The organism is Pedobacter aquae (assembly GCF_008195825.1).
In the GTDB taxonomy this organism is placed as follows: domain Bacteria; phylum Bacteroidota; class Bacteroidia; order Sphingobacteriales; family Sphingobacteriaceae; genus Pseudopedobacter; species Pseudopedobacter aquae.
Genome location: NZ_CP043329.1, coordinates 1,416,588 through 1,441,140 on the forward strand (window position 1 = coordinate 1,416,588; position 24,553 = coordinate 1,441,140).

Genomic DNA, 24,553 nt, shown 5'->3' on the forward strand with positions numbered 1-24,553 from the left:
TTCCACAATAAAAAGAGTAATCTCATTTTTGGTGGCGCAGGCTTTATAGGAACCAATATGGCTAAAACCTTACTCGATAAAGGCGAATATGTAACCATCTTTGATAACCTCAGCAGACCCGGAGTAGAAAGAAATTTACGCTGGTTAAAAGAGCAATATCCAGAAAAACTCAATATTGAAATTGCCGATATTAGAAATAAATACGCTGTTCATCAAGCGGTAGCTCAGGCAGATTTTGTTTTTCATTTTGCAGCTCAAGTGGCTGTAACCACCAGTTGCGAGTATCCTGAAACAGATTTTGACATCAATGCTAAGGGTACTTTAAACATTTTAGAAGCTATTAAAAATAGCCAGCACCAACCTCCTATCCTATTTACCTCTACCAATAAAGTTTATGGTGCTTTAGATGATATAGATTTAGTTTTAGAAAATAACAGATACCAACCTGCTGATGACCATATTCTTGAACATGGCGTTGCAGAAAGCAGAAAGCTTGATTTTCATAGTCCTTATGGCTGTTCTAAAGGTATTGCCGATAGCTATATCCAAGACTATATCAGAACATTTGGTATTAAAGGCACCATTTTTAGGATGAGCTGTATTTACGGCCCGCATCAATTTGGTACAGAAGACCAAGGTTGGGTTGCCCATTTCTTACTTAAAGCTATGCGAAATGAGCCTTTAACCATTTATGGCGATGGTAAACAGGTAAGAGACATTTTATTTGTGGAAGATTTAATTGAAGCCATGTTAATAGCTAAAAACCAAATAGATAAGGTTAACGGAATGGCCTTTAATATGGGTGGTGGTGCATCTAACAGCATCAGCTTATTAGAATTGGTTGCTAAGATTAATGATTTACAAGACACTAAAATCCCTTTAAAATTTAGCGAATGGCGCCCAGGCGACCAAAAATATTACGTTTCTGATACCCGCCTTTTTAAAAATTTAAGCAGTTGGGAGGCACAAACATCAGCTCATGAGGGTATTAAAAAGCTGTACTACTGGCTCTTGAATGTGCAAGACAAAGCCACCCTACAACAAAAAGCTAAAAAAGTAATTGTATGATAGCACCATCTATAGCCAAAGAAGAAGAAATTAAAGATATAACACTTTATCAGGCTGCTGTTTTAGAACATCCTAGGCATTTTACCCTTCGTGATGAACAACTAAGAGAGCCACAAGATGATGAAGTTTGTGTGAAGCTACAAGGTTGCGGCCTTTGCGCATCCAGCATACCTTTATGGCAGGGGCGCCAGTGGTTCACTTATCCCGCAGAGGCTGGTGCCCCAGGCCATGAGGCTTGGGGAATTGTTCATGCAGTAGGTAAAAACATCCATCCCGATTTAATTGGAAAACGTGTGGCTTTATTATCTCATCATGGTTTTGCTCATTATGATTATGTTACCGAAAATCAATTACTCATCATCCCAAATGAGTTGGCAAACATACCTTTCCCTGGTGAACCATTAGCGTGTGCCGTTAATATTTTTAGACGTAGTAATATCCAAAAAGACCAAACAGTTGCTATAATAGGTATGGGCTTTTTAGGGCTTTTACTTTTACAATTAGCCAAGCACAAAGGAGCTAAAGTTATGGCACTTTCTAGAAGAAGCTTTGCTTTAGAATTAGCTAAAGAAATGTCTGCTGATGAGCAAATTATCTTAGATGATCATTACCAAATTATAGAACAGGTAAGAGGTTTAACTGATGGCCAATTTTGCGACCATGTCATAGAATGTACAGGTAAAGAATGGCCCCTAAACCTAGCTGGCGAACTTTGTAAAGAAAGAGGACAAATCACCATTGCGGGCTATCATCAAGATGGAATGCGACAAGTAAATATCCAGCAATGGAACTGGAAAGGTTTAGATGTGATTAACGCCCATGAAAGAGACCCACAACAATACATGAAAGGTATGCAAGAGGCTTTAGATTTGGTAAGTAATGCTACGCTAAAACCCCATAAATTATACACTCACCACTTTCCTTTGGCGCAAATAAACGATGCTTTTGCTTTACAAGAAGATGCGCCAGAAGGTTATGTCAAAGCTTATATAGAATTTAATTGATGATGGAGAATTATAAACCAAGTTTAGGATTTTTAGGCGTTGGCTGGATAGGTAAAAACAGAATGAAGGCTGTAGCACAAGCCAACATTGCTGAAATTACGGTTATTGCAGACCAATCTGTAGAAATATTATCTGCTGTAAACCTTGATAAACAAGTATTTAAAGCCAATAATCTTAATGGTTTATTAAGTTACCAACCAGACGCTGTAGTTATTGCTACGCCTAGTGCTATGCATACGCAGCAATGTTTAGAGGCTTTAAATCATCAAACAGCAGTATTTTGCCAGAAACCTTTAGGCAGAAATGCCCTAGAAACTGCTGAAATTATAGAAACAGCGAAAAAGCAAAATCGCTTATTAGGGGTTGATTTTTCTTACCGATTTACTTGTTTTAAAGCCTTGCACCACCTTATAAGTGAAGGCCAATTAGGTAAAATACATGCTATAGAAATGTGTTTTCATAATGCCTACGGACCAGATAAAGGATGGTTTTACCAAAAGCAGCTTTCTGGTGGTGGTTGTGTAATAGATCTAGGCGTACACCTGATAGACCTCGCCTTTTGGTGTTTGGGAAACCAAGCTATTAGCGTTAAAAATTCGCTTTTATATGCTAAAGGAAAAAGATTAAAATACCCGGTGCAGGAAGTAGAAGACTATGCTGTAGCTATTATGGAGGCAGAAGACGGCACTGCCTTACAGCTTAATTGCTCGTGGAATTTACCTGCCGGGAAAGAAGCAGAAATATATTTTAAAGTTTACGGCGAGTATGGTGGCGCTGCTTTCCAAAATAAAAATGGCTCTTTTTATGATTTTGAAGTCTTGAAGTTTGAAGGTACAAAAACCACTGTTTTAGAAAGCGGCAAGGCAAACTGGGGCGGTAAAGCACTTATTCATTGGTGTAAACAATTGGCTGTTAGTAAAGCCTATCATCCAGAAATAGAGGGCGCCTTAAAAGTTTCTCAAGTAATTGATGCTATTTATGAAAAAGCCTAATAAAATACTCATGACAGCAGATACCATTGGCGGTGTTTGGACTTATGCCATAGACCTTGCAGACTGTCTTAGTAAAAAAGGCATTCGTGTGCATTTAGCTACTATGGGGGCTTTCGCCGATGAAGACCAGGTTGAACAAGCAAAAAAAATCAAAAACTTAAAACTTTACCAAAGCAATTATAAACTAGAGTGGATGGATAACCCTTGGCATGATGTTGATGCTGCTGGCCATTGGTTATTAGAACTTCAGGAAAACATAAAACCCAATTTAATTCATTTAAACAATTACTGTCATGGTCATTTACCATGGAAAGCCCCTGTTTTAATGGTTTGCCATTCTTGTGTTTTATCTTGGTGGCAGGCGGTTAAAAATGAGGATGCTCCGCCCTATTTTCAAGAATATCAGCAAAGAGTACAAGCAGGTTTGCAAGCTGCAGATTTGGTAATTGCTCCTACACAAGCTATGCTCAATAGCATTTGTCATATTTACGGCGATTTATCGCTTAAAAAAACAATTCCTAATGGTTCTTCCATACAGCATCAAGATCCTAAAAAAGAAGATTTTATCTTTTGCATGGGGCGTATTTGGGATGAAGCTAAAAACATCAGTTTGCTGAATAAAATTACCCATTTGGTGAAATGGCCTATTTTAACGGCCGGCGATCAGCAGCTGGAAAATAAAGCATCAACATCATTTACAGGCTTAGAAAGTTTAGGAAGGTTATCATCGGCTTTAGCTATAAAAACATTAGAAAAAGCAGCTATTTACGTTTTACCTGCTAAGTACGAACCTTTTGGACTCTCTGTTTTAGAAGCCGCACAGGCTTCTTGTGTATTAGTTTTGGGCGATATCCCAAGCTTAAAAGAAAACTGGCAAGACGCTGCATTTTTTGTTGATACGGATGATGCTCTGGCTTTAGCCATGCTTCTGAATATGTTGATAGAAGACCCAGAACTGAGAGAAATTTATAGCAAAAAGGCTTATGAACGAGCGCAAGAATTTAAAAGCAGTCAAACAGCCCATCATTACCAAATGGCTTACCACCAATTATTAAATGAAACCACATCTACCTCTATCTAATATGAAAATTATACTTTTTTATCACTCTTTAATATCTGATTGGAACCACGGAAACGCCCATTTCTTACGTGGCATTTGTACAGAGCTTATCAGATGCGGGCATGAAGTTACCGTAATGGAACCAGAAGATAACTGGAGCTTAAAAAACTTATTAGAAACACGTGGAGATGTGATTTGGGATGAGTTCGAACACTTTTATCCGAAACTTAAAACTAGATTTTATAATCCTCAAAACCCAGATTTTTCTGAAGCGCTTTTATTTGCAGATTTGGTTTTGGTACACGAGTGGAATGAGCATCATATCGTAAAAATATTAGGCACTTTAAAGCAGCAATTTGGTTATAAACTACTTTTTCATGATACCCACCACAGGGCTGTTACAGATAAAGATGGTATTGCAGATTACGATTTAAGTAAATACGATGGCGTTTTGGCTTTTGGCAATGTGATAAGAGATTTATACCTGCAAAATAAGTGGGCAAAAAAAGCTTGGACATGGCATGAAGCCGCTGATACAGAAATTTTTAAACCCTTAGCGGGGATAGCAAAAACAGGCGATTTGGTGTGGGTTGGTAATTGGGGCGATGATGAACGAACCGAAGAATTGATTGAGTTTTTGATAAAACCTGTTCAAACTTTAGGATTAAAAGCTACCATGTATGGCGTACGTTATCCAGAGCATGCACTAAAATTATTACAAGAAGCAGGTATACATTATGGCGGTTATATTCCATCTTACCAGGTACCACAAGTGTTTGCTCAGCATCGTTTTACAGTACATATTCCTAGAAGACCTTATACCCAATTTTTGCCTGGCATACCTACCATTAGGCCATTTGAGGCTTTGGCTTGCGGTATTCCGCTGATTTCTGCCCCTTGGCAGGATACGGAAAATTTATTTCAAGTAGGAGATGATTTCCTCATGGTTAAAAACGGCGAAGAAATGATACAAACCATGCAGCAATTATTAGCCAATGAAAACTTACAAAAAAAACTCAGCAAACAAGGTTTAGAAACCATTGCGAAAAAGCATAATTGCCAGCAAAGGGTTAAAGAACTTATCAATATTTACGATCAGATAAACGAAAAAATCATCATCTAAAACATGGAAAACACTTATAAAATAGCTTTTTTAGGATCTAGTTTGCTTTCTGCCTATTGGAACGGAGCTGCTACTTATTACCGTGGAATTATTAAAGAACTGTATAAACTGGGGCATGAGGTTACTTTTTTTGAACCCGATATTTATGATAGGCAACAACACCGAGATTTACCAGATGTAGATTGGGCAACATCAGTGGTTTACGATGCACATTTAAACGAAGTAGAAAAACTTGTAAGTAATTTAAATGATTTTGATATCATCATTAAAACCAGCGGAATTGGCGCTTTTGATAATTTTTTCGAGCAAAAACTGCCTGATTATAAGCAAGAACATCAATTACTAATATTTTGGGATGTTGATGCGCCAGCAACTTTAGATAGGATGCGCCAAAACCCGAAAGATGCTTTCAGAGAAAATCTGCAAAAGTTTGATTTGATACTTACTTACGGTGGCGGACAACCTGTTATTGATGCTTACCTTTCTTTTGGCGCTAAAGCTTGTATACCCGTTTACAATGCGCTAGACCCAGAAACGCATTTCCCAACCGCTACAAACCCAGCCTTTGAATGTGATTTGGCTTTTCTAGGTAACCGCTTACCTGATAGGGAAACTAGGGTTGAAGATTTTTTTATTAATGCTGCGCAACAATTGCCTCAAAAGCAGTTTCTTTTAGGTGGCAGCGGATGGGAAAATAAAGACCTTCCGCAAAACATCAAATTGGCTGGTCATGTCTATACCAAAGACCATAACGCTTTAAATTGTACTGCTCTTGCTGTGCTTAACATCAGTAGAGATAGCATGGCGGCTTATGGCTTTTCGCCCGCTACAAGGGTGTTTGAAGCAGCTGGTGCTGGTGCTTGTATCATTACCGATGATTGGCTGGGTATAGATTATTTTTTTGAACCCGATATTGAAATATTGGTTGCCAAAAACGGACAAGAAGTAGCCGATATTTTAGCTAACCTTACACCAGAGCGAGCTAAACTTATTGGCTCAGCTGCTTTAAAACGAGTTTTAAGAGACCACACATATACTTTAAGAGCTGAAGAAGTGCAAGCTATTTTTAAACAATACATCACACATAAAAATTAAGATTATGAATATTTGTATTTTAGGTTTATCTATTACATCATCTTGGGGAAATGGCCATGCTACTACTTTTAGGGCATTGGTAAAACAACTTTATTTACAAGGCCATGAGGTTACATTTTTTGAGCGAGATGTACCTTGGTATGCCTCGCAAAGAGATTTGCCCCAACCACCCTATTGCAAATTGGTATTATATAAAGATTTAGAAGAATTAACCGCTAACTATACACCATTTATAACGCAGGCAGATTTGGTAATGGTAGGTTCTTACGTACCGGAAGGCGTAGCCGTTGCCAGTTGGGTATTTAGTTTTGCCAGTGGGATAAAAGCTTTTTATGATATAGATACCCCAGTTACCTTAGCTAAAATAGAACGAGAAGATTACGAATATTTGCACCCAGATGATATAGCTCTTTTTGATCTTTATTTATCTTTTACGGGCGGCCCAATCCTTTCCTTATTGATGCAAAAATATGGTTCACCAATGGCTAAACCATTATATTGTTCTGTAGATACCGAATTATACTTCCCTACCAAAACTCCTAAAATTTACGATTTAGCTTATTTAGGAACTTACAGTATAGACAGGCAAGCGCCTTTAGATAAACTTTTAACAGAGGCTGCCCAGCAATGGTCAGAAGGTAATTTTGCGGTTATGGGCCCACAATATCCAGAACATATCACTTGGCCAAAAAACGTTATTAGGAAAGAGCATTTAGCACCGTCACAACATAATTTATTTTACAACCAGCAAAGGTTTACCTTAAATATCACCCGGGCGGATATGGTAAAATGGGGATATGCACCAAGTGTAAGATTATTTGAAGCCGCCGCCGCTGGTACACCTATTATTTCTGATTATTGGGAAGGTTTAGATTCTTTTTTGCTTTAAATGATGAAATATTGATCGCCCAAAACGCACAGGATACACTATCCTATTTGCTAGACATGAGCGATTCTAAAAGGCTAGACATTGCCCACCGAGCTTTACAAAAAGTATTGAAAAACCATTCATCTGCCGTAAGGGCCAAAGAACTTATCAGCTATACACAAGAAGCTATTAACAAACAAAGCATTTCTAACTAATAAATACACCATGAAAAACAAAGCTAAAGACCAACAAAAAACAGAGATTAAAGTAAGAGAAACAGACATCATCAAAGGTGCTAAGCAAGAAGACCAATTAGAAAAACTAGCACCTAAAAACGATGAAGAACGCAACCAAAAAGAGAAACAAACAGGCGCAACACCAACCAAACATGTGGATGATGGTGGTGGATAAGGGTTTGTTGGTCACCAGTTTTTGTTGGTTGTCAGTATATCAGTTCTGTTTTAAGTAAGCTTTTCAGTAGTTTAAACGCTTATACTTACAACTATAAACTCCATTTCAACCCAACAAAGGCAGGCTAAACCAAAATTCTGAGCCTTGGCCTTCATCGCTTTCTACGCCTATTTTACCATGATGTTTGAGGATGATTTCTGCGGCTATGTACAGGCCCAATCCTAAACCCATAAAGGTATTTTTGGGTAAAGTATCTACACGGTAAAAACGGTCGAAAACAGCTTGTTGTTTCTCTTTGGGGATGCCAATACCAAAATCTTTAACGCTTACTTTAACTTCATTAGCCTGTTTTTCCATGCTAATTTGAACTTCGAATTTGTCTGGCGAATATTTAATGGCATTGGTTAAAAAGTTGATGATAACTTGGCCAATACGGTCTTTATCCCCTTCTATTAATATAGTTTCATCATCAATAAGCTCACATTTAAATTGATGTTGAGGGTTTGCTGTTTTTATACCTTCTACGCAGTCTCTCACACAATTTGTTAAGTTAAATAAAGCAAAATGATAGTTTAACTCTCCGGCTTTAATATGTGTAGACTCTAGCATATCAGTAATTAAACCTAATAGCTTATTGAGCTGGCCATCCATCTTATACAACATTTGTAGAAAATCAAAATAAAGGCTTTTATCTATGCTCATTTTATGTATCAGCAATTGTAAATAACCTTTTAGTACCGTTACCGGAGATTTTAGCTCATGTGTTGCCATATGAATAAAATCTTCCTGCTGTTTTTCTTTCACCACTCTTTCCGTAACATTATTAAAGTGAAGTACCAGTGCTTCTATGTTAGATTCTTGCAAAAGGTTAGCTACACTTAGCTCGGCCCATACTTGATTTCCATCGGCTGCAATAAATTGGTGCTGTTTATTTTTAAAGCTGCCTTTATGGGCTACAAGTTTCATCAGTGATAAAGTAAAATTGTCTACCTCTTGTTGGTGCAGCAGTGCTGTTAAAGCTTTACCCTTAAGCTCTTTTTCCTGAAAGCCTAAGAATTTACTTACAGACGGACTGCTGTAAAGAATAACACCTTCTCTATCTAGCATAAAAAAACCTTCATCTGTTTGTTCTACCATGCCTCGGTATTTTTCTTTACTGCTAAGCAACTTTCGTTGGATAACCTGAATATGCCTTACCAAAATGCTGATGAGGAAACCATTGATGAGGAAAACTACCGCTTGAAATGCGGCAATTTTAAAATGCTCTTCTAACAATGATGAACCAAAAAACAATAAATATAAAGTGAAGCCAAAAGTGATGATGGTAGCATAAAAGGCTGATTTGCTACCTCCATAAGATGCGCTTACCAAGATAACAGATACAAACATTAAATAAGGCACCACAAAAAAATCATGGTTAAAAAAACTAAACTTAAACCAAATGGCTATTAGCGCCAAAGCCAGAGGAACCAAAAACATTTTTAAATTGCTCCTTCGAGCCATTTTCTGGGTGTTAAAAATATAGGTATACCATATTTTCTGCATGTCAAAGTTCATCATGATGGGTAAGATTTTTAACATGAATTAATATAGTAGTTAAATCAAAGGGTTTAGATAAGAAGACATCATAGCCATAATTACCTAAAGAATAAATGAGCTTATCAAAAGCAGACATGAGTATAACAGGTATTGCTACTGTTTGTGGATTTTTCTTAATGACCGAACAAATTTCACCACCGTTAAGTCCGTTAATGAGAAAATCAAGAATAATAAGCCGGGGCTGATGTTCTTGAATGAGGATAAAAATATCAGCAGTATAGGAAGCGGTTACAACTTCAAAACCATGGTTTTGAAGATAAGATTTTAAAATGTCCAGAAACTCCTGATCATCATCTAAGATTAATATTAAAGGCATAAACTCCAAATAGGTAGCCTGCAACCTCATGGTAGATGAAGAGTTACAGGAAGCACTAAATTACATAGGTAAATTAACTCTTTAACAAGTTTAAATACCCATTATATACCGTATAAATACGGTAAAACTACTCTATAATTCCGTTTAAAACAGCGTATTTTATTAATGCTGCAGTATTTTTAACCTTGGTTTTATCAATAAGATTTTGCCTATAACCTTCTATAGTTCTTTTACTGATGAAAAGCTTATCAGACATTTCATTATTGGTATAGCCTTCAGACATAAGATGTAAAATTTCTATTTCCCGGGCAGAAAAATCATGATGTAAAGCCCAATTTTTTCTTTGTGATGGTAAATTCATCAACCTATCTAACAACCTTAAAGAAAGCTCTGTACAGATATACCTATTGCCAGTATGAACATGTTTTAAAGCAAAAATTAATTCATCTGCACTGATGTTTTTGAACAAATAGCCCGATGCCCCTTCTTTAAAAGCTTCAATAATGTATTGCTCATTATCTAGCATAGAAAGAATAATAATGGGTACATCAGGATATTTTTGTTTCATCTGTTTTAAAAGACTAATCCCATCCATATCAGGCATATTGATATCAGCTAAAATGATACTGGCTTCTATACCTGTTTGCAATAAATTTAATACTTCTTTACCGTTTTCTGTTTCAGCTACTACCTTTAAATCTGCATCTCTCTCTAATAATATTTTAACGCCGTTTCTAACAATATTGTGGTCTTCGGCAAGTATAATGTTTATCATGATAGGTGTTTTATATTTAAAATAACAGACAATGCTGCTATAGCATCCGCTATCCTGAACCTGATAGCAATATGTGTACCTTTTCCCTTTTTAGATTGAATATTGAGCGTTCCATTCAATAAAAACACCTTGTTTTTTATCTCTCTAATACCAGAACCTCTTAAAATTTCTGGATGCTTGGCATCAAAACCTTTACCATTATCATGTACTGATAAATCTACCTTTTCATCATCAGTGAAAACAATAATTTCTGATGCTGTGGCTTGGGCATGTTTGATGATATTATTAAGTAACTCTTGAATAATTCTGAAGAGAGACAACTGAACCTCGGGATGAAGCTTATCTGATAGCGTGTTTACATAAGCCTTAATATTAAAATTTGCGGTACTTAAACGCTCTGCCAGTTCTTTAACGCCAGTAACAAAACCAAAATCTATTAAAATAGAAGGCTTTAAATCGTAAGCAATGGCTCTGGTTTCTTTTACTGCTTGGTCTAGCAAGCGATTGATATTCACAAAAGCCTCATTTTTAAAGCCAGAAAGTTGTAAGCCCTGTATATTAAGCCTTATACCGTAAAGTAACTGACTAACACTATCATGTAAAACCTCACTTATTTTCTTTCGCTCTTTCTCCTGTGCCCAATAAGTAGCATCTAAAATAACACGCTGCTGGTTTAAGCGTAAATTTTCTGCTTGCTTTTGCAGGTTTTTCTTTTCTGTAACATCAATTAAAATACCAGCTAAATAATGTTTATCAGCATTATGCTTAAGCATATGCCCTCGCATAGCTAAATAAACTGGGTAATTTTGCTGGTTTAAAACCCTAAATTCTATATCTAATTCCGTATGCTTTTCTGCAGCTTCTAATATGGCTTTTTGTACTCTTTCTATATCTTCTTGGTAGATAAGCTTTGTGAAATCTTCTATGAGATAAAAAATGGCTGTTTTAGTTTTAGGGAACAGCATCTTACTAAAATTATTGATTTTGAAGGTTAAATCATCTAAATTAAAAACCCAAGTAGCTATTAAAGAAGATTTTAGAATCATACTTAATTCTTGCTCTTTCACAAAATTAGCATCTAGCTGTTGCTGCACCAAGTTTACAAAATATACCTTGCCCTTTTTTGCCTTGTTCTTTTTTATAAGCATGGTATATTTTATTTCTGATTGGTTTAGCTGAAAAACGAAACTAAAAACCTCATTTAACATCATGTTTTTTAGCTTGTTTCTAATGAGTTTTTGCTCTTTTTCTTTAAGATGCAGCGTTTGTAGAAAATCAGCATGAGCTAATAGCGCATCTGGTATATTAAGCAATTTAAAAACTTCTTGATTGTAGTATAAAACTGTAAAATCAGTCTTTAAAATAAGACATGGAACAGGCAAAAACGCTAAAACTTCTGAGGTTATCTTATCAAAATCAGAATCTTGAAGCGCTGTTTTACCAGATTTTTGTATTTCCTTTTGGTTGATGATAGGTTGATAAACTATTTTTTCAACGATGTAAATGATTTAACTATGAATAGCTTAACAAATTTAGTTCCATCCTTTTTATTGCTTGAAACGCTATTTTATAGGGAGGATTCCACAAGCATTACCATAAACTTCTTTTATGATAATCATATAAAGTATAAATAATAATTTATGAATTTTAAGTTTCAAATTTGGAGCGTTAGAAATATCAAACATGAAAAGAATATTCTACTACACCCACAAACTACTTGCTCCTTCCCTATTTGCTATATCTCTTTTATTAATCATTAACAGTTTTATAACTGATGAACCTTTTAGCAAACTGGGTTTGGTTGTAGCGATTCTTACATTAATATGGATAGGAAAAAAGCAAATGGAATTGAGCCTAAAAATGACCAGTAGGAAACTAGCTGATGGTAAGAGAGATCATCTAGCAACTACAGAAAACAATTTAGAATGGAACTTTAATAGTAATAACAAACAGACAACAAAAGTTGATATCCCTAAAAAAAGTCATGATATAAACTTTAATCATTTGGCTTTAAAGCAAGATACAAACCATAAAAAGCTCACAAAAAATTACCCTAAACAATTTCATAAACATGGTATTGAAGTAGCCCAGTTAGAAAGTAACGATAGCTATAGCATTGCCAACAAAGCAATTTTCCCTAATTAACCCTAAACTAATGGATCTTCATCTTTTAATTGACAACTTAACAAACCCTGCTCTTTTATTTTTTATTCTTGGAATTGTAGCTGTAAGACTTAAAAGTGATTTAGCTATACCAGACCAAACATCAAAATTCATTTCTCTTTATTTATTATTCTCTATTGGTTTTAAAGGCGGACAAGAATTAGCGCATAGCGAGTTTTCCATGTCTATTATTTACGCTATCATCTTCGGGATGTGTACAGCCACCATTATCCCGGTTTATACTTTCTTTATCCTCAAGAAAAAGCTCTCTGTTTATAATGCTGGAGCTATAGCTGCCGCTTATGGCTCTGTAAGTGCAGTTACTTTTGTTACAGCAGTTTCTTTTTTAGAAATCCAAAACATAGGCTTTAATGGCCATATGGTTGCTGTAATGGCATTAATGGAAGCGCCTGCCATCATCATTGGGGTAATTTTAATTAGAATTTTTGTTAAAAACGATGCTTCAAAAGAACAACAAAGCTTAAAACAAATTATTAAGCACTCCTTTACCAATGGTAGCGTACTACTTATTTTAGGAAGCTTAATCATTGGGCTTTTAGCTAGCGATGAACAAGCTATGGGCATTAAACCTTTCACTACTGACATTTTTAAAGGTTTCCTTGCGATATTTTTATTAGATATGGGTATTGTAAGCGGTAGAAAGCTTCAAGACTTCTTAAAAAGCGGTAAATTCACTATTCTTTTTGCTACGGTTATTCCGCTTGTAAATGGACTTATTGTAGCTTATCTAAGCAGAATCATCACGCAAGAACCTGGCGATAGGTTTATTATGGCTGTTTTAGCAGCTAGCGCTTCTTATATAGCCGTACCAGCTGCCATGAAAATTGCAGTACCCAAAGCAAATCCCGGTATTTTTATTCCAATGGCCTTAGCCGTAACTTTTCCTGTAAATATCACCATAGGAATGCCTGCTTATTTAGCGGTAGTCTTATGTAGTTGAGGTTGGGTGGTTAGTTGGTTGGGTGGTTAGTTGGTTAGGTGGTTAGTTGGTTAGTTTGTTAGGTGGTTGGTTTGTTAGTTGGTTAGTTTGTTAGGTGGTTGGTTAGTTTGTTGGTTAGTTTGTTAGGTGGTTAGTTGGTTAGTTTGTTAGTTGGTTAGGTGGTTAGGTGGTTGGTTTGTTAGTTGGTTAGGTGGTTAGGTGGTTAGTTTGTTAGGTGGTTGATTTGTTAGTTGGTTGGTTAGGTGGTTAGTTTGTTAGGTGGTTAGTTTGTTAGGTTCTTAGTTGGTTGGGTGGTTGGGTGGTTTTGATTTTTTTTCATTTTGAATTTTACGATAATTAAACCAATGATTACCTAGAGAGTGCAAAAGTTGGATAAAGACTTGTAAACCTCTATTAAACGTTGGTTTCAAATTTTGAATATTCCTTTTGAATTTGTGCAGATTCTAAAAATCAGACCATTCAAGGAGAATTCTAGCTGCAGCAAACAATATGTTTTCTGAGTTCCCTAAAAACCTTGTAATTAGCATGATATATATTTTTTAAGCTTAGTTAATCCATAAAAACGTTATCCAGCTTTTTATTTTCTGCCTACTGTTGGCTAATTATTTTAATTATCAAAAAAATCACCTGCCTTAGCTTCGTATTGCAATTAGATGCGCTAAAAAATTAACTTCTTAGCTAAAGCACCTTCTTTTTCTTTTAATGCTGTAATTGGGTACAAATAAAAGCTGTAATTGTAATTTTTAGCCTTGTTTTGATATTGCACTAAAGGCTGAGCAACATCAGACCAGGTATCATTACCGCCTACACCCATTTGTATCAAATCTATATTCAAGGTGATAAAGCCAGCGTCTTTAAGTTTATGCCAATGTTTGGTTTCTGATATATTTTTCTCTGTAAAAGGCCAAGCGCTCATGCTTAATAAACTATCGGCTACAACCATTAAGCCTTGCCCCTTGTTGTTATTGAGGAACATCCAACGAACATCTGTTCTGTTACCGTTTTCTTGAGGATATACATAAGGTTCCATAAACTGAGCTAAAGATTGGCTGTAAATGGCAGCATCAAAACCGTAGCGTCTGTCTACATAATTTTCTAATTCGCCACGTCCATACCATTTGATTTGGCTATAATCACGAGCGGTTGCTGTTTGCATACCAATTTTAGGGATGTTAGGCAGTGCCGGATGCGCTTCTAAAGCATAATCTACTTTTATTACCCCATCGCCATTAATGCTATAAAGAACATTTACACGGGCACTATCTTGAATTAAGGTATAAGAGCTCTTGATTTTAATATTGTTAGCTAGGGTTTGGTCTAAACTGATGGATGCTAATTTAATTTCGCTATCATACCAAGGTTTAAGTTTTTTTGTTGGTTTCCAACCACGACGGTCGTTATCTGTTTGTGGGCGAGTAAAATCTGGCAATAAAGGTTGGAAAATTTGTTCTTTACCAGCCACTACATAAGAAACTAAAGCCCCATTTGCTTTATTAAACTTAACCGTGAAGGTTTTACCTTGTAGCTGAAACTCGTGTGGGCTTTCTTTAACCGTGATGTTAGCATAATTTCTTTTATACTTTCTATGCTGGGCCAATCCTGTTAAAGCAAATTGATTGGAAGCTATTTCATGACCTTTTTTAGCCCAAAGCTCATCTTTAGCAAGGGTAAAATGTATATCAGCCAAATACTCGCTGCCCGCTTTAAAACTAGGTAAATATTTAGCTATGCTAATTTCAGTTTCTTTTCCTGCTTCAAGATTTAAAATTGGCAAAGGTTTATTCAGGATAATTTCTCCATCTTCTCTGATGATGAGATGGATGTTATAACCCGCTAGTGATTTACTAGCATGACGATTTTGAATTCTCAAAACACCTTTTTCAGCATCAATTAAGGCTGTTTCTACAGGCTGGTAAATTCTTTTACACTCGTAAATAGCGGCTTTGGGTCTGCCATCTGATGCAACAATACCATTAAGATTAAAATTACCGCTGTGGTTTTTCTCTCCAAAATCTCCTCCATAAGCTAAAAACTCTAGCCCAGTTGAATCTTTTTTATACAAGCCTTGGTCTTTATAATCCCAAATAAAGCCACCTATTAAGCGTGGCTGACTTCTAAAAATATCCCAAAACTCTTTCATGTTACCTGTAGAGTTTCCCATAGAATGCGAGTATTCTACAAAAAGTATTGGTCTTTTATCCCCGTTTTGCTGATTAAGCAGAAGTTCTGGGGTGTAAACTCCCGGGTAAAACCTGCTTACCATGTCTACATAATATTGATCCACTGGGTTTTGTAAACGATGCGAATGGTCGTTAGTTTTAGGATAACGTGGGTCGCCCAATTCTATATAACCTTCTTCGGCATGACTACCCATAGCAGGTTCGTAATGTACTGGCCTGGTAATGTCAAAATCATGCAACCAAGCGGCCATAGCAGCGGTACTTGGACCTCTACCCGCTTCATTTCCTAAGCTCCACATGATGATAGAAGGATGATTTTTATCGCGGTAAGCCATTCTGGTAACACGCTCTAAATGTGCCGCTACCCAAGCTTGGTCATTAGCCAATTTACCACCTAAACCATGGGTTTCGTAATTGGCTTCATCCATCACTAAAATGCCATACTCATCGCACAACTCGTAAAAATAAGGGTCATTTGGATAATGACTGGTTCTGATGGCATTAAAATTAAACTGCTTCAATTGTGAAACATCTCTTTTGATATCATCACGCGTAAGCGCTTTACCCCTTCTTGGGTCGTGGTCATGACGGTTTACACCATACAAATAAGTCTCTTTACCATTAATAAGCAGTTTGCTATTGGTTTTAGAAAACTCTACACTTCTAAAACCTACTTTGCAGCTTTTAGCCTCTAAGAGCTTACCATTTTTATCAAGCAAAGAAATTACTAAAGTGTATAAATGAGGCGTTTCATCGCTCCATTTTAAAGGATTTTTAACTTCGGCTTCAAGCAAACCAAATTTTACGTTATCTAAGCGTGGGTAAGATTCGTTAATAATAGACTCGGCACTGCGCTCTAAAGGTTTGCTAAATACAGGCTGCTTTTGCTGATTGTATAATTGTGCTTTTACGATATAACCATCCGGGGCAACACCGGTAAAATTATCTAAACGTGGTCTTAAGCTAAATTTAGCATCTTGGTAGTTTTTATCCAGTTTAACCTGATAATGAAAATCAGCAATGCGTATTTTAGGCTCTGCCAGAAGCATCACCTCGCGTTGTATACCGCTCATTCTCCAATGGTCTTGATCTTCCAAATAAGCACCATCGCTCCAGCGGATAACTTGAACAGAAATGATATTCTCTCCACTTTGCAAATAAGGTGTGGCATTAAACTCTGATGGTAGGCAACTATCCTCTGCATAACCTAAAAACTTACCGTTTAACCAAACTTTAAAAGCAGAACTTACCCCACCAAAATGTAAAGTAATATTCATGTCTTGCCAGTTTTGCGGTAAAGTGAAAGTTTTTTGAAAAGAACCTACAGCATTATAATCTTTAGGTACCCTTGGTGGGTCTATGGGGCGAAAAGGATATACCGCACTTTTATAAATAGGAATGTCATAACCTTTTAGTTCCCAGTTTGATGGAACTTCTATTTTATCCCAGTTTTTAACCCTTTGTTTGTAAAAATCCTGAGGAGCATCGGCAGGTTTAAAAGCAAATTTAAAATCCCATTCTCCGTTAAGGAGTAACATTCTGGATTTCTCTCTTTTACCTTCTAAAGCATCGGCCTCGCTGGCAAAAGAATAAGCGGTAGCCCTTGCAGCATCACGGTTGATACTGGTAATTTCTGGCTGCTCCCAAGGTTCTGCATTAAAGATACCAGGCACAGGCGGAACAGTAGCTGGCAAACCATCAACTGTTTGCGCTTGCGCTTGATAAAAAGCAAAAGCAGACAAGCCAAAAGCTAAAGAAACTCGCTTAATAAGCTTACGGCATATAATATGTTTTTGATAATTCATTTTTGATTTTTATACCTGTCTTAAGTACTCGTCTTTAAATTTGAAGCCCCATCCTGGCGTGTTATGCGGTGTAGCCATGCCGTCTTTTATCTCTAAAGGATGATCAATAAGCGTGTCTATCCAATCGAAAGACTCGGCGCCAGCCCCATTAGAAATGGTACATAGTAAAGGGATATCGTAATCTTTATAATAATGTGGCAAAACGCTTACATTAAAACTTGCCGCAAGTGCAGCACTATTTCTCCAAGCTTCTACCCCACCTAATCTTAAAATATCCGGCTGCCAAATATCAATGGCATTTCTTTGTAAAAGTTCTCTTAAAGGTGTTAAAGAGTACTCACGCTCTCCCATAGCAATAGAAATACCTGCTTGGTTTCTTAGTAACTTAAAACCCTGATAATCATCATGTAAAATAGGTTCTTCAAACCAATTGATATGCAGGTTTTTAGCAGCTTGTGCTAGTTGTAAAGCATTAGCCACATTCATCCCTTGGTTGGCATCCATCATGATATTGATTTCGTTACCAACGGCTTCTCTAACCAGCCTTAAGCGTTCTAAATCTTCTTTCCAATCTTGCTTACCTACTTTTATTTTAACGGCTTTAAAACCTCTGCTTTTGTATTGAGTAACTTCATCTATCAGTTCATCGGTGCTGTAAGAAATCCAGCCGCCACTACCATAAATAGGGATTTCTCTTTTTGATGCACCTAGAACTTTCCAAACAGGCTGACCTAATATTTTAGCCCAAGCATCCCACATGGCAATATTAAAAGCGCCTTGTGCCCAACGGTTTAAGCCCTCCATACCAAAATATTCGTTGGCATGGTTTAGTTTATCAAATACCTTTACGGTATCAAAAACCTTTTCTCCTAAAAGCAGTTCACCGGCATCTTTTAAAGCTCCAATAATGGCTTGAGGGTTGTATTGAAAGCTCAACAAATACGACTCGCCAATGGTACCATCTTTAAGACGGATACGTAAAACGATGAAAGAAATTTCTGTTAAAGTATGTGTAGCATCTGCTATGGGCTTTTCTAGTTTAGCTTTAGCTGTAAAAACAGCATAGCTTTTAATGGAATGCATGCGTAAATTATAATTTGTATTTAACGGTATATTCTTTATTTGACGGGATGCTTAACTCGTAATAGTTTGGCCCAATTTGCTTAACGCTGATGCCTTTTGCCTGAGGTTTTATTTTACTTTTTAAACGTAAAGTTCCGGTACCGCTATCTGCTTTAATTTTTATGGCTGATGTTGAGCAGTATAAACTGATATCGCCATTGGGTGTAGGTACAGTACCTTGCATCCATTGTAAACCGCCCAGATGCGGTTCTACCAAATATTGCTGATATCCAGCTGTTAATGGTTTTACACCTAAATAATATTTACCTAAAAGGTAAACCGGACTAGCGCCCCAAGAGTGGCAAAGACTTTTACCAAAATCTCGACCGTACATGGCATAATGCTCTGTGTCTTTTTTACTAGGATTATATTCTTCCCAAAATGAGGTAGCGCCTAATTTTAACATTCCGCCCCAATAGTTTTTCATCTCTTTCATCACATAATCATGCTCGCCCATAGCACATAAAGCTTCTAGCTCGTAAAAGCGCATATAAGGTGTCATGATTTTTTGGACTTTATCATTCAGCAAGACATTTTTCTTTACGCCTTCTTTTTGTTGAGTGTTGAGGTAATCAAAGAAAATAGCGAACATATTGGCATAGCGGGTTACATTTTCTGTTTGCTTGCCCTCTATCCTGCTGTGTACAATAGCTTGTTTATCCGCGTTCCAATAGCTATTGAAAAACTTGGTTTTAAGCTGCGCTGCTTCATTTTTATAGTATGCTGATGCCTTATCATCGGCTGCTAAATCTGCACATAAAGCGATGGTTTCTAAACTTCTGCATAAAAGCAATTGCTCAAAACTTACTTCACCTTGTTTACTTAAACCGTCTGCCCAGTCAATAAAAATCCAATCGCCGGAAAGACCTTGCATAAAGCCGTTTTGGTTTCTACGCTGTAAGCAAAAATCCATTAAGCTTTTCATTTTAGGATAAACTAAGTTGATAAATTGCTTATCGCCAGTGTATTGGTAATAATCTTGAATGCTTAAGAACCAATAAAAGGTATAATCCATAATGGTATTGATATGGCTGGTAACCGGGTCTTTACCTCTTAAAGCCAAAATGGTTCTTCTTACGCTGGCTTCATCAAAACCTAAATAATAATTCATTAAATAGCTTTGGTAAGCATCTCCACTCCACATCCATCGGTCGCGTTTAATACCATCAATAAAAAACTCACGCGTGGTAAGTTCCATGGTGTATTTAGAAACTTGCCATATTTTATTCAGTTCGGCATCAGAAGAAGTGAAAGTACCTCTGTCTTTAACAGGCAAATACTCGTACAACATAGAAACCGAATCTAGCTTTACCCCTGCATCTGTTTCTACCTGTACATATCTGAAAGCTTTAGAGAGTTGTAAGGTAGAATCCTGAGCTTTAGCTAGATTAACATCTACAAAATCAATGGTTTCGCATTTTTGCGGACTTAAAGCTTCTTCTTTAGACTCGCCATAATAAATTCTTAACTGCCCATTTCCTTTTAAACCATGTAGTTTGATGAATCCGAAAGTTTCCTGTCCAAAATCTATCAATCTGGAAGCACCTTTAACATCTGTTTTAATAGCATATTTAGGTTTAGTGCTTAATTTAAAATTTGAAGGTTTTTGATTGGGCGAATTGAAATTCCATGTCCCTGCATTTACATAGGTTGTACCAGAAGCATCAGAAGCTTTTCCTGTTTCATCTATCCATTCTTTATCCTCAAAAGTTGCTAACCAAGAAGCGTCAGTTTTTACAGTTTTTCCGTTGATATAAATAGCCGGAACTTTATCCTGTGCATAAACTTTGATATTGATTTTTTGTCTCCCGGCCGCTAATTGCAGCTTTTTAGGATAGCCAGAAAGCATTTTCCCGTTCAGCTTTACATTGTATTGTCCTTCTGTAAAAAGCTCTATTTCTTCGGGCTGTGTAAGATTAAATTCTTTATGAAATTCTACCAAAACGTAATGACTATCCATACGCCAGAAAGGTGGAAAGAAAGTGCCACGCTCTGTTCTTCTGTTTTGCATTTGGTTGCTTAACCAAACTTCAAAATCTCCGGGATACCATATCCAAGTGGCTTGTGTAGTTTTATTTTGTGCTTGTACTTTAGAACTGAATAGAAAGCCATTTAATAAGCACATACATGCGAAACAGCTTAATAAAAGTCTTTTGTAGAAAATTTGCATAGCTTTTAATATAAAAAGGTGTTAACCAAATATTTAACACACTTTAGGTTTATTAGTAAAGCTATCAACTAAAGCAAATGCTTTTCTGCACTATTTTTTCAAGCTATTGTATGATGTTAGCATAAGGGTTTTAAAGTAAAGAGTTCAAAGTTGAAGGTGTAAAGTTGGAAGTTACCATTAATTTCTCCGGGGATAAAATTCGGGCAATTTTAATTAATCTTATATTATACTTTTGGAAACATTACAAATTCTTGTTTTTACTCTTCAATTCTTTGGTATTTAATTATGTTGGCGTTTTCATCAATATAAACACAAATTCTTATAGGAGTATCATCAAGTATAAATAATATTTCCCTTGAGTAAAATTCAGGATATTTTAAATTATACACTACTCCATCACTAAATAGTTCATTTCTATAATCAAATGAGCGAAAGTTTGCAGAATTTGTGATTTCACTTATTATTCTGTGTTTATCTTTTTGAGTAATTTCAACTTCTGTTTCCTGTATTCTCTCCGGCATTCCTGAGACTTTATTATTTTTGATTTCAAAGTCGTCTTTTAACTCAATACCTAGGTATTTTAGTTCTATAATTATATCATTTTTTGAAATAGTAAACTCATCTATTGTATTAGTTAGCGATACCAAGGTGACTAATAATATCAATATTACAGAAATTGTCAATCCAATTTTAGAGCTTATCCTAATCGAGTAAATAAATAGTCCTATTCCTATACTTAAAAATATTAGTAAAAAGACTAAACCATAAATAAAAATCATCCCCATTTTTATATGTTAGTATTATCTAACAGTATTCCGCATAGCAGAGTAGAAATTATCGGTAATATGAATTGTAACTAAAACAAAACTTTCACAAATAGAAATTTAAATTACAAAGTTTAAAAGACTAAACCAAACACCTAATTCCCCAGTTATGGACTAACCACCTAAAACACTACCTCACACATCTAAAACCCATATTGCTTAAGCCAGAGTCTGGGCTGCTTTTCATACGCCTTGCTACGCGGTAGCCAGAGCAATAGCTATCATTACACAAGAAAGAACCACCTCTTGCCACTTTTTTAGGTGTATAAGGCTCGTCGGGGTCATAGCTGTCTGTTGGGCCTTGTGGATTGGTGATCCCGCCTGCTTGCTTAGCGGTTTCGTAATAGTTGTTTCTGTACCAATCTTCACACCATTCCCAAACATTACCTGCCATATCATACAATTGGTAGCCATTAGGCTTGAAAGATTTTATTGGTGCTAAACCATCAAAACCATCATTTTTAAGATTTTGATAAGGAAAATTCCCTTCCCATGAGTTTGCTTTTATTCCTTTACTGATATGCTCATTACCCCAAGGATAAATAGCATTTTGTAAACCTCCACGGGCTGCAAATTCCCATTCGGCTTCGGTTGGCAGGCGTTTTCCAGCCCATTTGCAATAAGCCATAGCATCATCCCAACTGATGTGTACCACAGGATAATTGTCTTTTCCTTTAATATCACTACCCGGGCCTTCTGGGTGTTTCCAGTTAGCGCCTTCTACCCAACGCCACCATTGACTGTAGTCGTTTAAATCTACTGCGGCAGCGGTTGGGGTAAAAACTAAGGATGCTGCTACTAACTGACTTTCGTCTGGTTTGGGTGTGCCCGGAGGAAGCTGTTTTTTTAACTCCTCCCAATTAGGTTTTCGCTCGGCCGTGGTGATATAGCCTGTAGCCTCTATAAATTTGGCAAACTGGGCATTGGTAACCTCATGCTCATCCATCCAAAAACCAGAAACCGTGACTTGATGTTTTGGAAATTCATCTTTATCGGCTTGTTCATTATCGCCACCCATCATAAAAGTACCACCAGGAATGTATACCATACCTGTTTTAGAAGTATCGCCATTAAAATCGATATTTACGAGGCTATCTTTATCGCTATCGGTACCAGCAGCTTGTTTAGTTGTTTGCTGACAAGAAACAATAGCTATACTTAATACGCTTAAAATTAAAATACTTTGTTTAAATCCGAAATGATTCATCATGTAAGGGGAATATGTTGGCTTATAAAATTTAAAATTATCAAAATTATTCTTCTAATTTGTAACAATTAAAAGCAAAACCTATCTCAATTAAAAAAACTACTCACATAAATGTCTCAGAAGGAACAAATTTTTAAGGAAATTTTTCAGGCTAATTCTAAGAAAATATATCGTTTATGTTTTGGTTATACCAATGATGAAGATAGTGCGAATGATTTAATGCAAGAGACTTTCTTGAAAGTTTGGCAAAATCTGGATAAATTCAGAAACCAAGCCATGATTTCTACTTGGATTTACCGTATAGCTGTAAACACTTGTTTAACCTACCTTAAAACAGAAAAAAGACAAGCTAAGGACGAGTTAACACCAAACATCATAGAAAACAAGGCCGAGGAAACTTCAGAAAAACAAGAACAAATAAAAACGCTTTACAGTTGTATTGCCCAATTAGAAGAAAATGAAAGACTCTTGATTACTTTGGTGATGGATGAAGTGCCGTATCCAGAAATTGCAGAGATTTCTGGTATTTCTGAAGGAAATTTGAGAGTTAAAATTCACCGTATTAAACACAAGCTTACAGAACTTTTTAATAAGCATGAAAGACTTTGATTCTATATTAAATATTTGGAACGAACAAGCCGATAATACTCCTAAAGTTGATTATAAGGAGCTAATTTCTCGTTATAAAAAATCGAGGAATAAATTTAGCGCTAAAATTTGGATAGAACTTATCTGGATGATTTTAGCAGCTTTTACCATTGGCTATTTGTGGGCTACCCTTTCTTTTAATACTTGGACTACCCATATTGCCATGTTCATTTTTGAGCTTTGCTGCTTTTACTATATCTATACCCAAATTAAAAACTTAAAAACATTAAATAACGATTCTCTTTTAGAAACTCCTGAAAAGCATATAGCCTATATTGAGGGCTTTAGAAAAGAGCGTTTTCAACAAAATACCCGTAATTATTATATCTATACCCTTGCTTTAGCCTTGGCTTTGGGTTTGTATTTTATCGAGTTTTTTAACCATGTAAATACCATAACGTTGGTGCTTGCGGTAGCTTTTTCTATCACCTGGTTTGCTTTATGTACCTTCTTAATTAGGGTGGTTTATATCCGTAAAGAAGAGAAACGCTTTAACGAGCTTATCGCAGAACTAGAACGTTTAAAAAAGCAATTTACCAACCAAGAAAATTAATTTTCTTTGATTTCGGTAATATCAAAAGTATTGCTTCTGATGCTGTATTCTATAAGTTTTTTGGCTGTTGGTTTTGCTTTTGGATCGGGATTTTCATATAAATCAAAAGCTCTTCTGAGTTTACCTTGGTGAAGGTAAAAATTATCTTTCCCGCGGTATAATTTGGATGTCTTACTGGTTAAAGCAGGAAATTTAATTCGACTAGGCTCGCCATTATTATACTCTAAACAGTATAATTCGGCAGTTTTAGTAGCATCATTTAAAGTGGTATAAATTAAAATCTCCGGATTACCATCAGTATCCATATCGGTATTAAAAGCTTCTATAAACTTACCTTCTATTTCTAAATTATAAGCTGTATTTTCTTGCTTTAAGGTATCGCTACGTAAAACTAAAACGGCGCTTAAGGTATCAGCACCTTCTCCCCAGTTCATAACATGAAAATCTAAACCAGGTCTTACCATCAATTTCTGTATGCTTTTAAAAGGATGAGGTAAAACTACTTTAGTTTCTGGGGCTTTATTTTCTGCTTGCTCTGCCTCGCCGCAAGCAGCTAAGCCTAAAGTACATGCTAAAACGTATATCAATATTTTATTCATCGTATAAAAA

The 24,553-nt window shown here is 36.2% G+C and carries 21 protein-coding genes and 1 pseudogene; 12 read left to right on the forward strand and 10 right to left on the reverse strand.

Annotation, left to right across the window (positions count from 1 at the left end; all coding sequences use genetic code 11):
• Positions 1-24 precede the first annotated feature (24 nt).
• The 8 genes and pseudogenes from FYC62_RS06320 (at position 25) to FYC62_RS06355 (ending at position 7,621) form a co-directional block, all read left to right on the forward strand.
• A complete protein-coding gene (locus FYC62_RS06320; RefSeq protein ID WP_262713586.1) occupies positions 25-1,068 on the forward strand; it encodes an NAD-dependent epimerase/dehydratase family protein in 1,044 nt (347 codons plus the stop codon).
• Complete coding sequence (locus FYC62_RS06325; protein WP_149074340.1) at positions 1,065-2,072, forward strand: MDR/zinc-dependent alcohol dehydrogenase-like family protein; 1,008 nt, start codon at positions 1,065-1,067, stop codon at positions 2,070-2,072. The genes FYC62_RS06320 and FYC62_RS06325 overlap by 4 nt, the downstream gene beginning before the upstream one ends.
• Positions 2,072-3,064, forward strand: a complete 993-nt coding sequence (locus tag FYC62_RS06330) for a Gfo/Idh/MocA family protein (protein WP_149074341.1) — start codon at positions 2,072-2,074, stop codon at positions 3,062-3,064. The genes FYC62_RS06325 and FYC62_RS06330 overlap by 1 nt, the downstream gene beginning before the upstream one ends.
• Positions 3,051-4,145: a glycosyltransferase family 4 protein gene (locus tag FYC62_RS06335; protein WP_168199401.1), complete on the forward strand. Its 1,095-nt coding sequence runs from the start codon at positions 3,051-3,053 to the stop codon at positions 4,143-4,145. The genes FYC62_RS06330 and FYC62_RS06335 overlap by 14 nt, the downstream gene beginning before the upstream one ends.
• A 1-nt stretch (position 4,146) precedes the next feature.
• A complete protein-coding gene (locus FYC62_RS06340) occupies positions 4,147-5,247 on the forward strand; it encodes a CgeB family protein (RefSeq protein WP_149074343.1) in 1,101 nt (366 codons plus the stop codon).
• Positions 5,248-5,250: 3 nt separating this feature from the next.
• Positions 5,251-6,342 carry a CgeB family protein gene (locus tag FYC62_RS06345; protein WP_149074344.1) on the forward strand — a complete coding sequence of 364 codons (1,092 nt, stop codon included), beginning with the start codon at positions 5,251-5,253 and terminating at the stop codon, positions 6,340-6,342.
• A gap of 652 nt (positions 6,343-6,994) precedes the next feature.
• Positions 6,995-7,425: pseudogene (locus FYC62_RS18135) on the forward strand (CgeB family protein).
• A 10-nt stretch (positions 7,426-7,435) separates the two neighbouring features.
• Positions 7,436-7,621 carry a hypothetical protein gene (locus tag FYC62_RS06355; RefSeq protein WP_149074345.1) on the forward strand — a complete coding sequence of 62 codons (186 nt, stop codon included), beginning with the start codon at positions 7,436-7,438 and terminating at the stop codon, positions 7,619-7,621.
• Between the two features lie 105 nt (positions 7,622-7,726).
• Here the strand turns inward: FYC62_RS06355 and FYC62_RS06360 are convergent, their stop codons facing one another.
• From FYC62_RS06360 to FYC62_RS06375, 4 genes are all read right to left on the reverse strand, one after another.
• Positions 7,727-9,202 (reverse strand): sensor histidine kinase, encoded by a 1,476-nt coding sequence (locus tag FYC62_RS06360; RefSeq protein WP_149074346.1) that lies wholly within the window; start codon positions 9,200-9,202, stop codon positions 7,727-7,729.
• The gene (locus FYC62_RS06365) at positions 9,168-9,566 is read right to left on the reverse strand and encodes a response regulator (RefSeq protein ID WP_149074347.1); all 399 of its coding nucleotides are present in this window, start codon (positions 9,564-9,566) and stop codon (positions 9,168-9,170) included. Before FYC62_RS06365 ends, FYC62_RS06360 begins: the two co-directional genes overlap by 35 nt.
• 97 nt (positions 9,567-9,663) lie before the next feature.
• Positions 9,664-10,311, reverse strand: coding sequence for a response regulator transcription factor (locus FYC62_RS06370; RefSeq protein ID WP_149074348.1), 648 nt, complete (start codon positions 10,309-10,311; stop codon positions 9,664-9,666).
• Positions 10,308-11,624: a sensor histidine kinase gene (locus tag FYC62_RS06375; protein ID WP_149074349.1), complete on the reverse strand. Its 1,317-nt coding sequence runs from the start codon at positions 11,622-11,624 to the stop codon at positions 10,308-10,310. Before FYC62_RS06375 ends, FYC62_RS06370 begins: the two co-directional genes overlap by 4 nt.
• A 370-nt stretch (positions 11,625-11,994) precedes the next feature.
• Here FYC62_RS06375 and FYC62_RS06380 point away from each other — a divergent pair, with 370 nt between their 5' ends.
• Positions 11,995-12,456, forward strand: coding sequence for an SdpI family protein (locus FYC62_RS06380; protein WP_149074350.1), 462 nt, complete (start codon positions 11,995-11,997; stop codon positions 12,454-12,456).
• 10 nt (positions 12,457-12,466) lie between these two features.
• On the forward strand, positions 12,467-13,435 hold the full coding sequence (locus FYC62_RS06385; RefSeq protein ID WP_149074351.1) for a sodium-dependent bicarbonate transport family permease: 969 nt from the start codon (positions 12,467-12,469) through the stop codon (positions 13,433-13,435).
• A 658-nt stretch (positions 13,436-14,093) separates the two neighbouring features.
• Here the strand turns inward: FYC62_RS06385 and FYC62_RS06390 are convergent.
• From FYC62_RS06390 to FYC62_RS06410, 5 genes are all read right to left on the reverse strand, one after another.
• Positions 14,094-17,420: a glycoside hydrolase family 2 TIM barrel-domain containing protein gene (locus tag FYC62_RS06390; RefSeq protein ID WP_149074352.1), complete on the reverse strand. Its 3,327-nt coding sequence runs from the start codon at positions 17,418-17,420 to the stop codon at positions 14,094-14,096.
• A 9-nt stretch (positions 17,421-17,429) separates the two neighbouring features.
• The gene (locus tag FYC62_RS06395; RefSeq protein ID WP_149074353.1) at positions 17,430-18,503 is read right to left on the reverse strand and encodes a mandelate racemase/muconate lactonizing enzyme family protein; all 1,074 of its coding nucleotides are present in this window, start codon (positions 18,501-18,503) and stop codon (positions 17,430-17,432) included.
• 7 nt (positions 18,504-18,510) lie between these two features.
• Positions 18,511-20,712, reverse strand: coding sequence for an alpha-L-rhamnosidase-related protein (locus FYC62_RS06400; protein ID WP_149074354.1), 2,202 nt, complete (start codon positions 20,710-20,712; stop codon positions 18,511-18,513).
• 257 nt (positions 20,713-20,969) lie between these two features.
• Positions 20,970-21,497, reverse strand: a complete 528-nt coding sequence (locus tag FYC62_RS06405) for a hypothetical protein (RefSeq protein WP_149074355.1) — start codon at positions 21,495-21,497, stop codon at positions 20,970-20,972.
• Between the two features lie 169 nt (positions 21,498-21,666).
• Entirely contained in the window at positions 21,667-22,746 is a 1,080-nt protein-coding gene (locus FYC62_RS06410) for a formylglycine-generating enzyme family protein (RefSeq protein ID WP_240534832.1), read from the reverse strand.
• Positions 22,747-22,854: 108 nt separating this feature from the next.
• On the opposite strand from FYC62_RS06410, the gene FYC62_RS06415 reads away from it, so the two are divergent.
• Positions 22,855-23,352, forward strand: coding sequence for an RNA polymerase sigma factor (locus FYC62_RS06415; RefSeq protein WP_039454513.1), 498 nt, complete (start codon positions 22,855-22,857; stop codon positions 23,350-23,352).
• The gene (locus tag FYC62_RS06420) at positions 23,339-23,944 is read left to right on the forward strand and encodes a hypothetical protein (RefSeq protein WP_149074356.1); all 606 of its coding nucleotides are present in this window, start codon (positions 23,339-23,341) and stop codon (positions 23,942-23,944) included. The genes FYC62_RS06415 and FYC62_RS06420 overlap by 14 nt, the downstream gene beginning before the upstream one ends.
• Here the strand turns inward: FYC62_RS06420 and FYC62_RS06425 are convergent.
• Positions 23,941-24,543 (reverse strand): hypothetical protein, encoded by a 603-nt coding sequence (locus FYC62_RS06425; RefSeq protein ID WP_149074357.1) that lies wholly within the window; start codon positions 24,541-24,543, stop codon positions 23,941-23,943. The genes FYC62_RS06420 and FYC62_RS06425 overlap by 4 nt on opposite strands.
• Positions 24,544-24,553 lie beyond the last annotated feature (10 nt).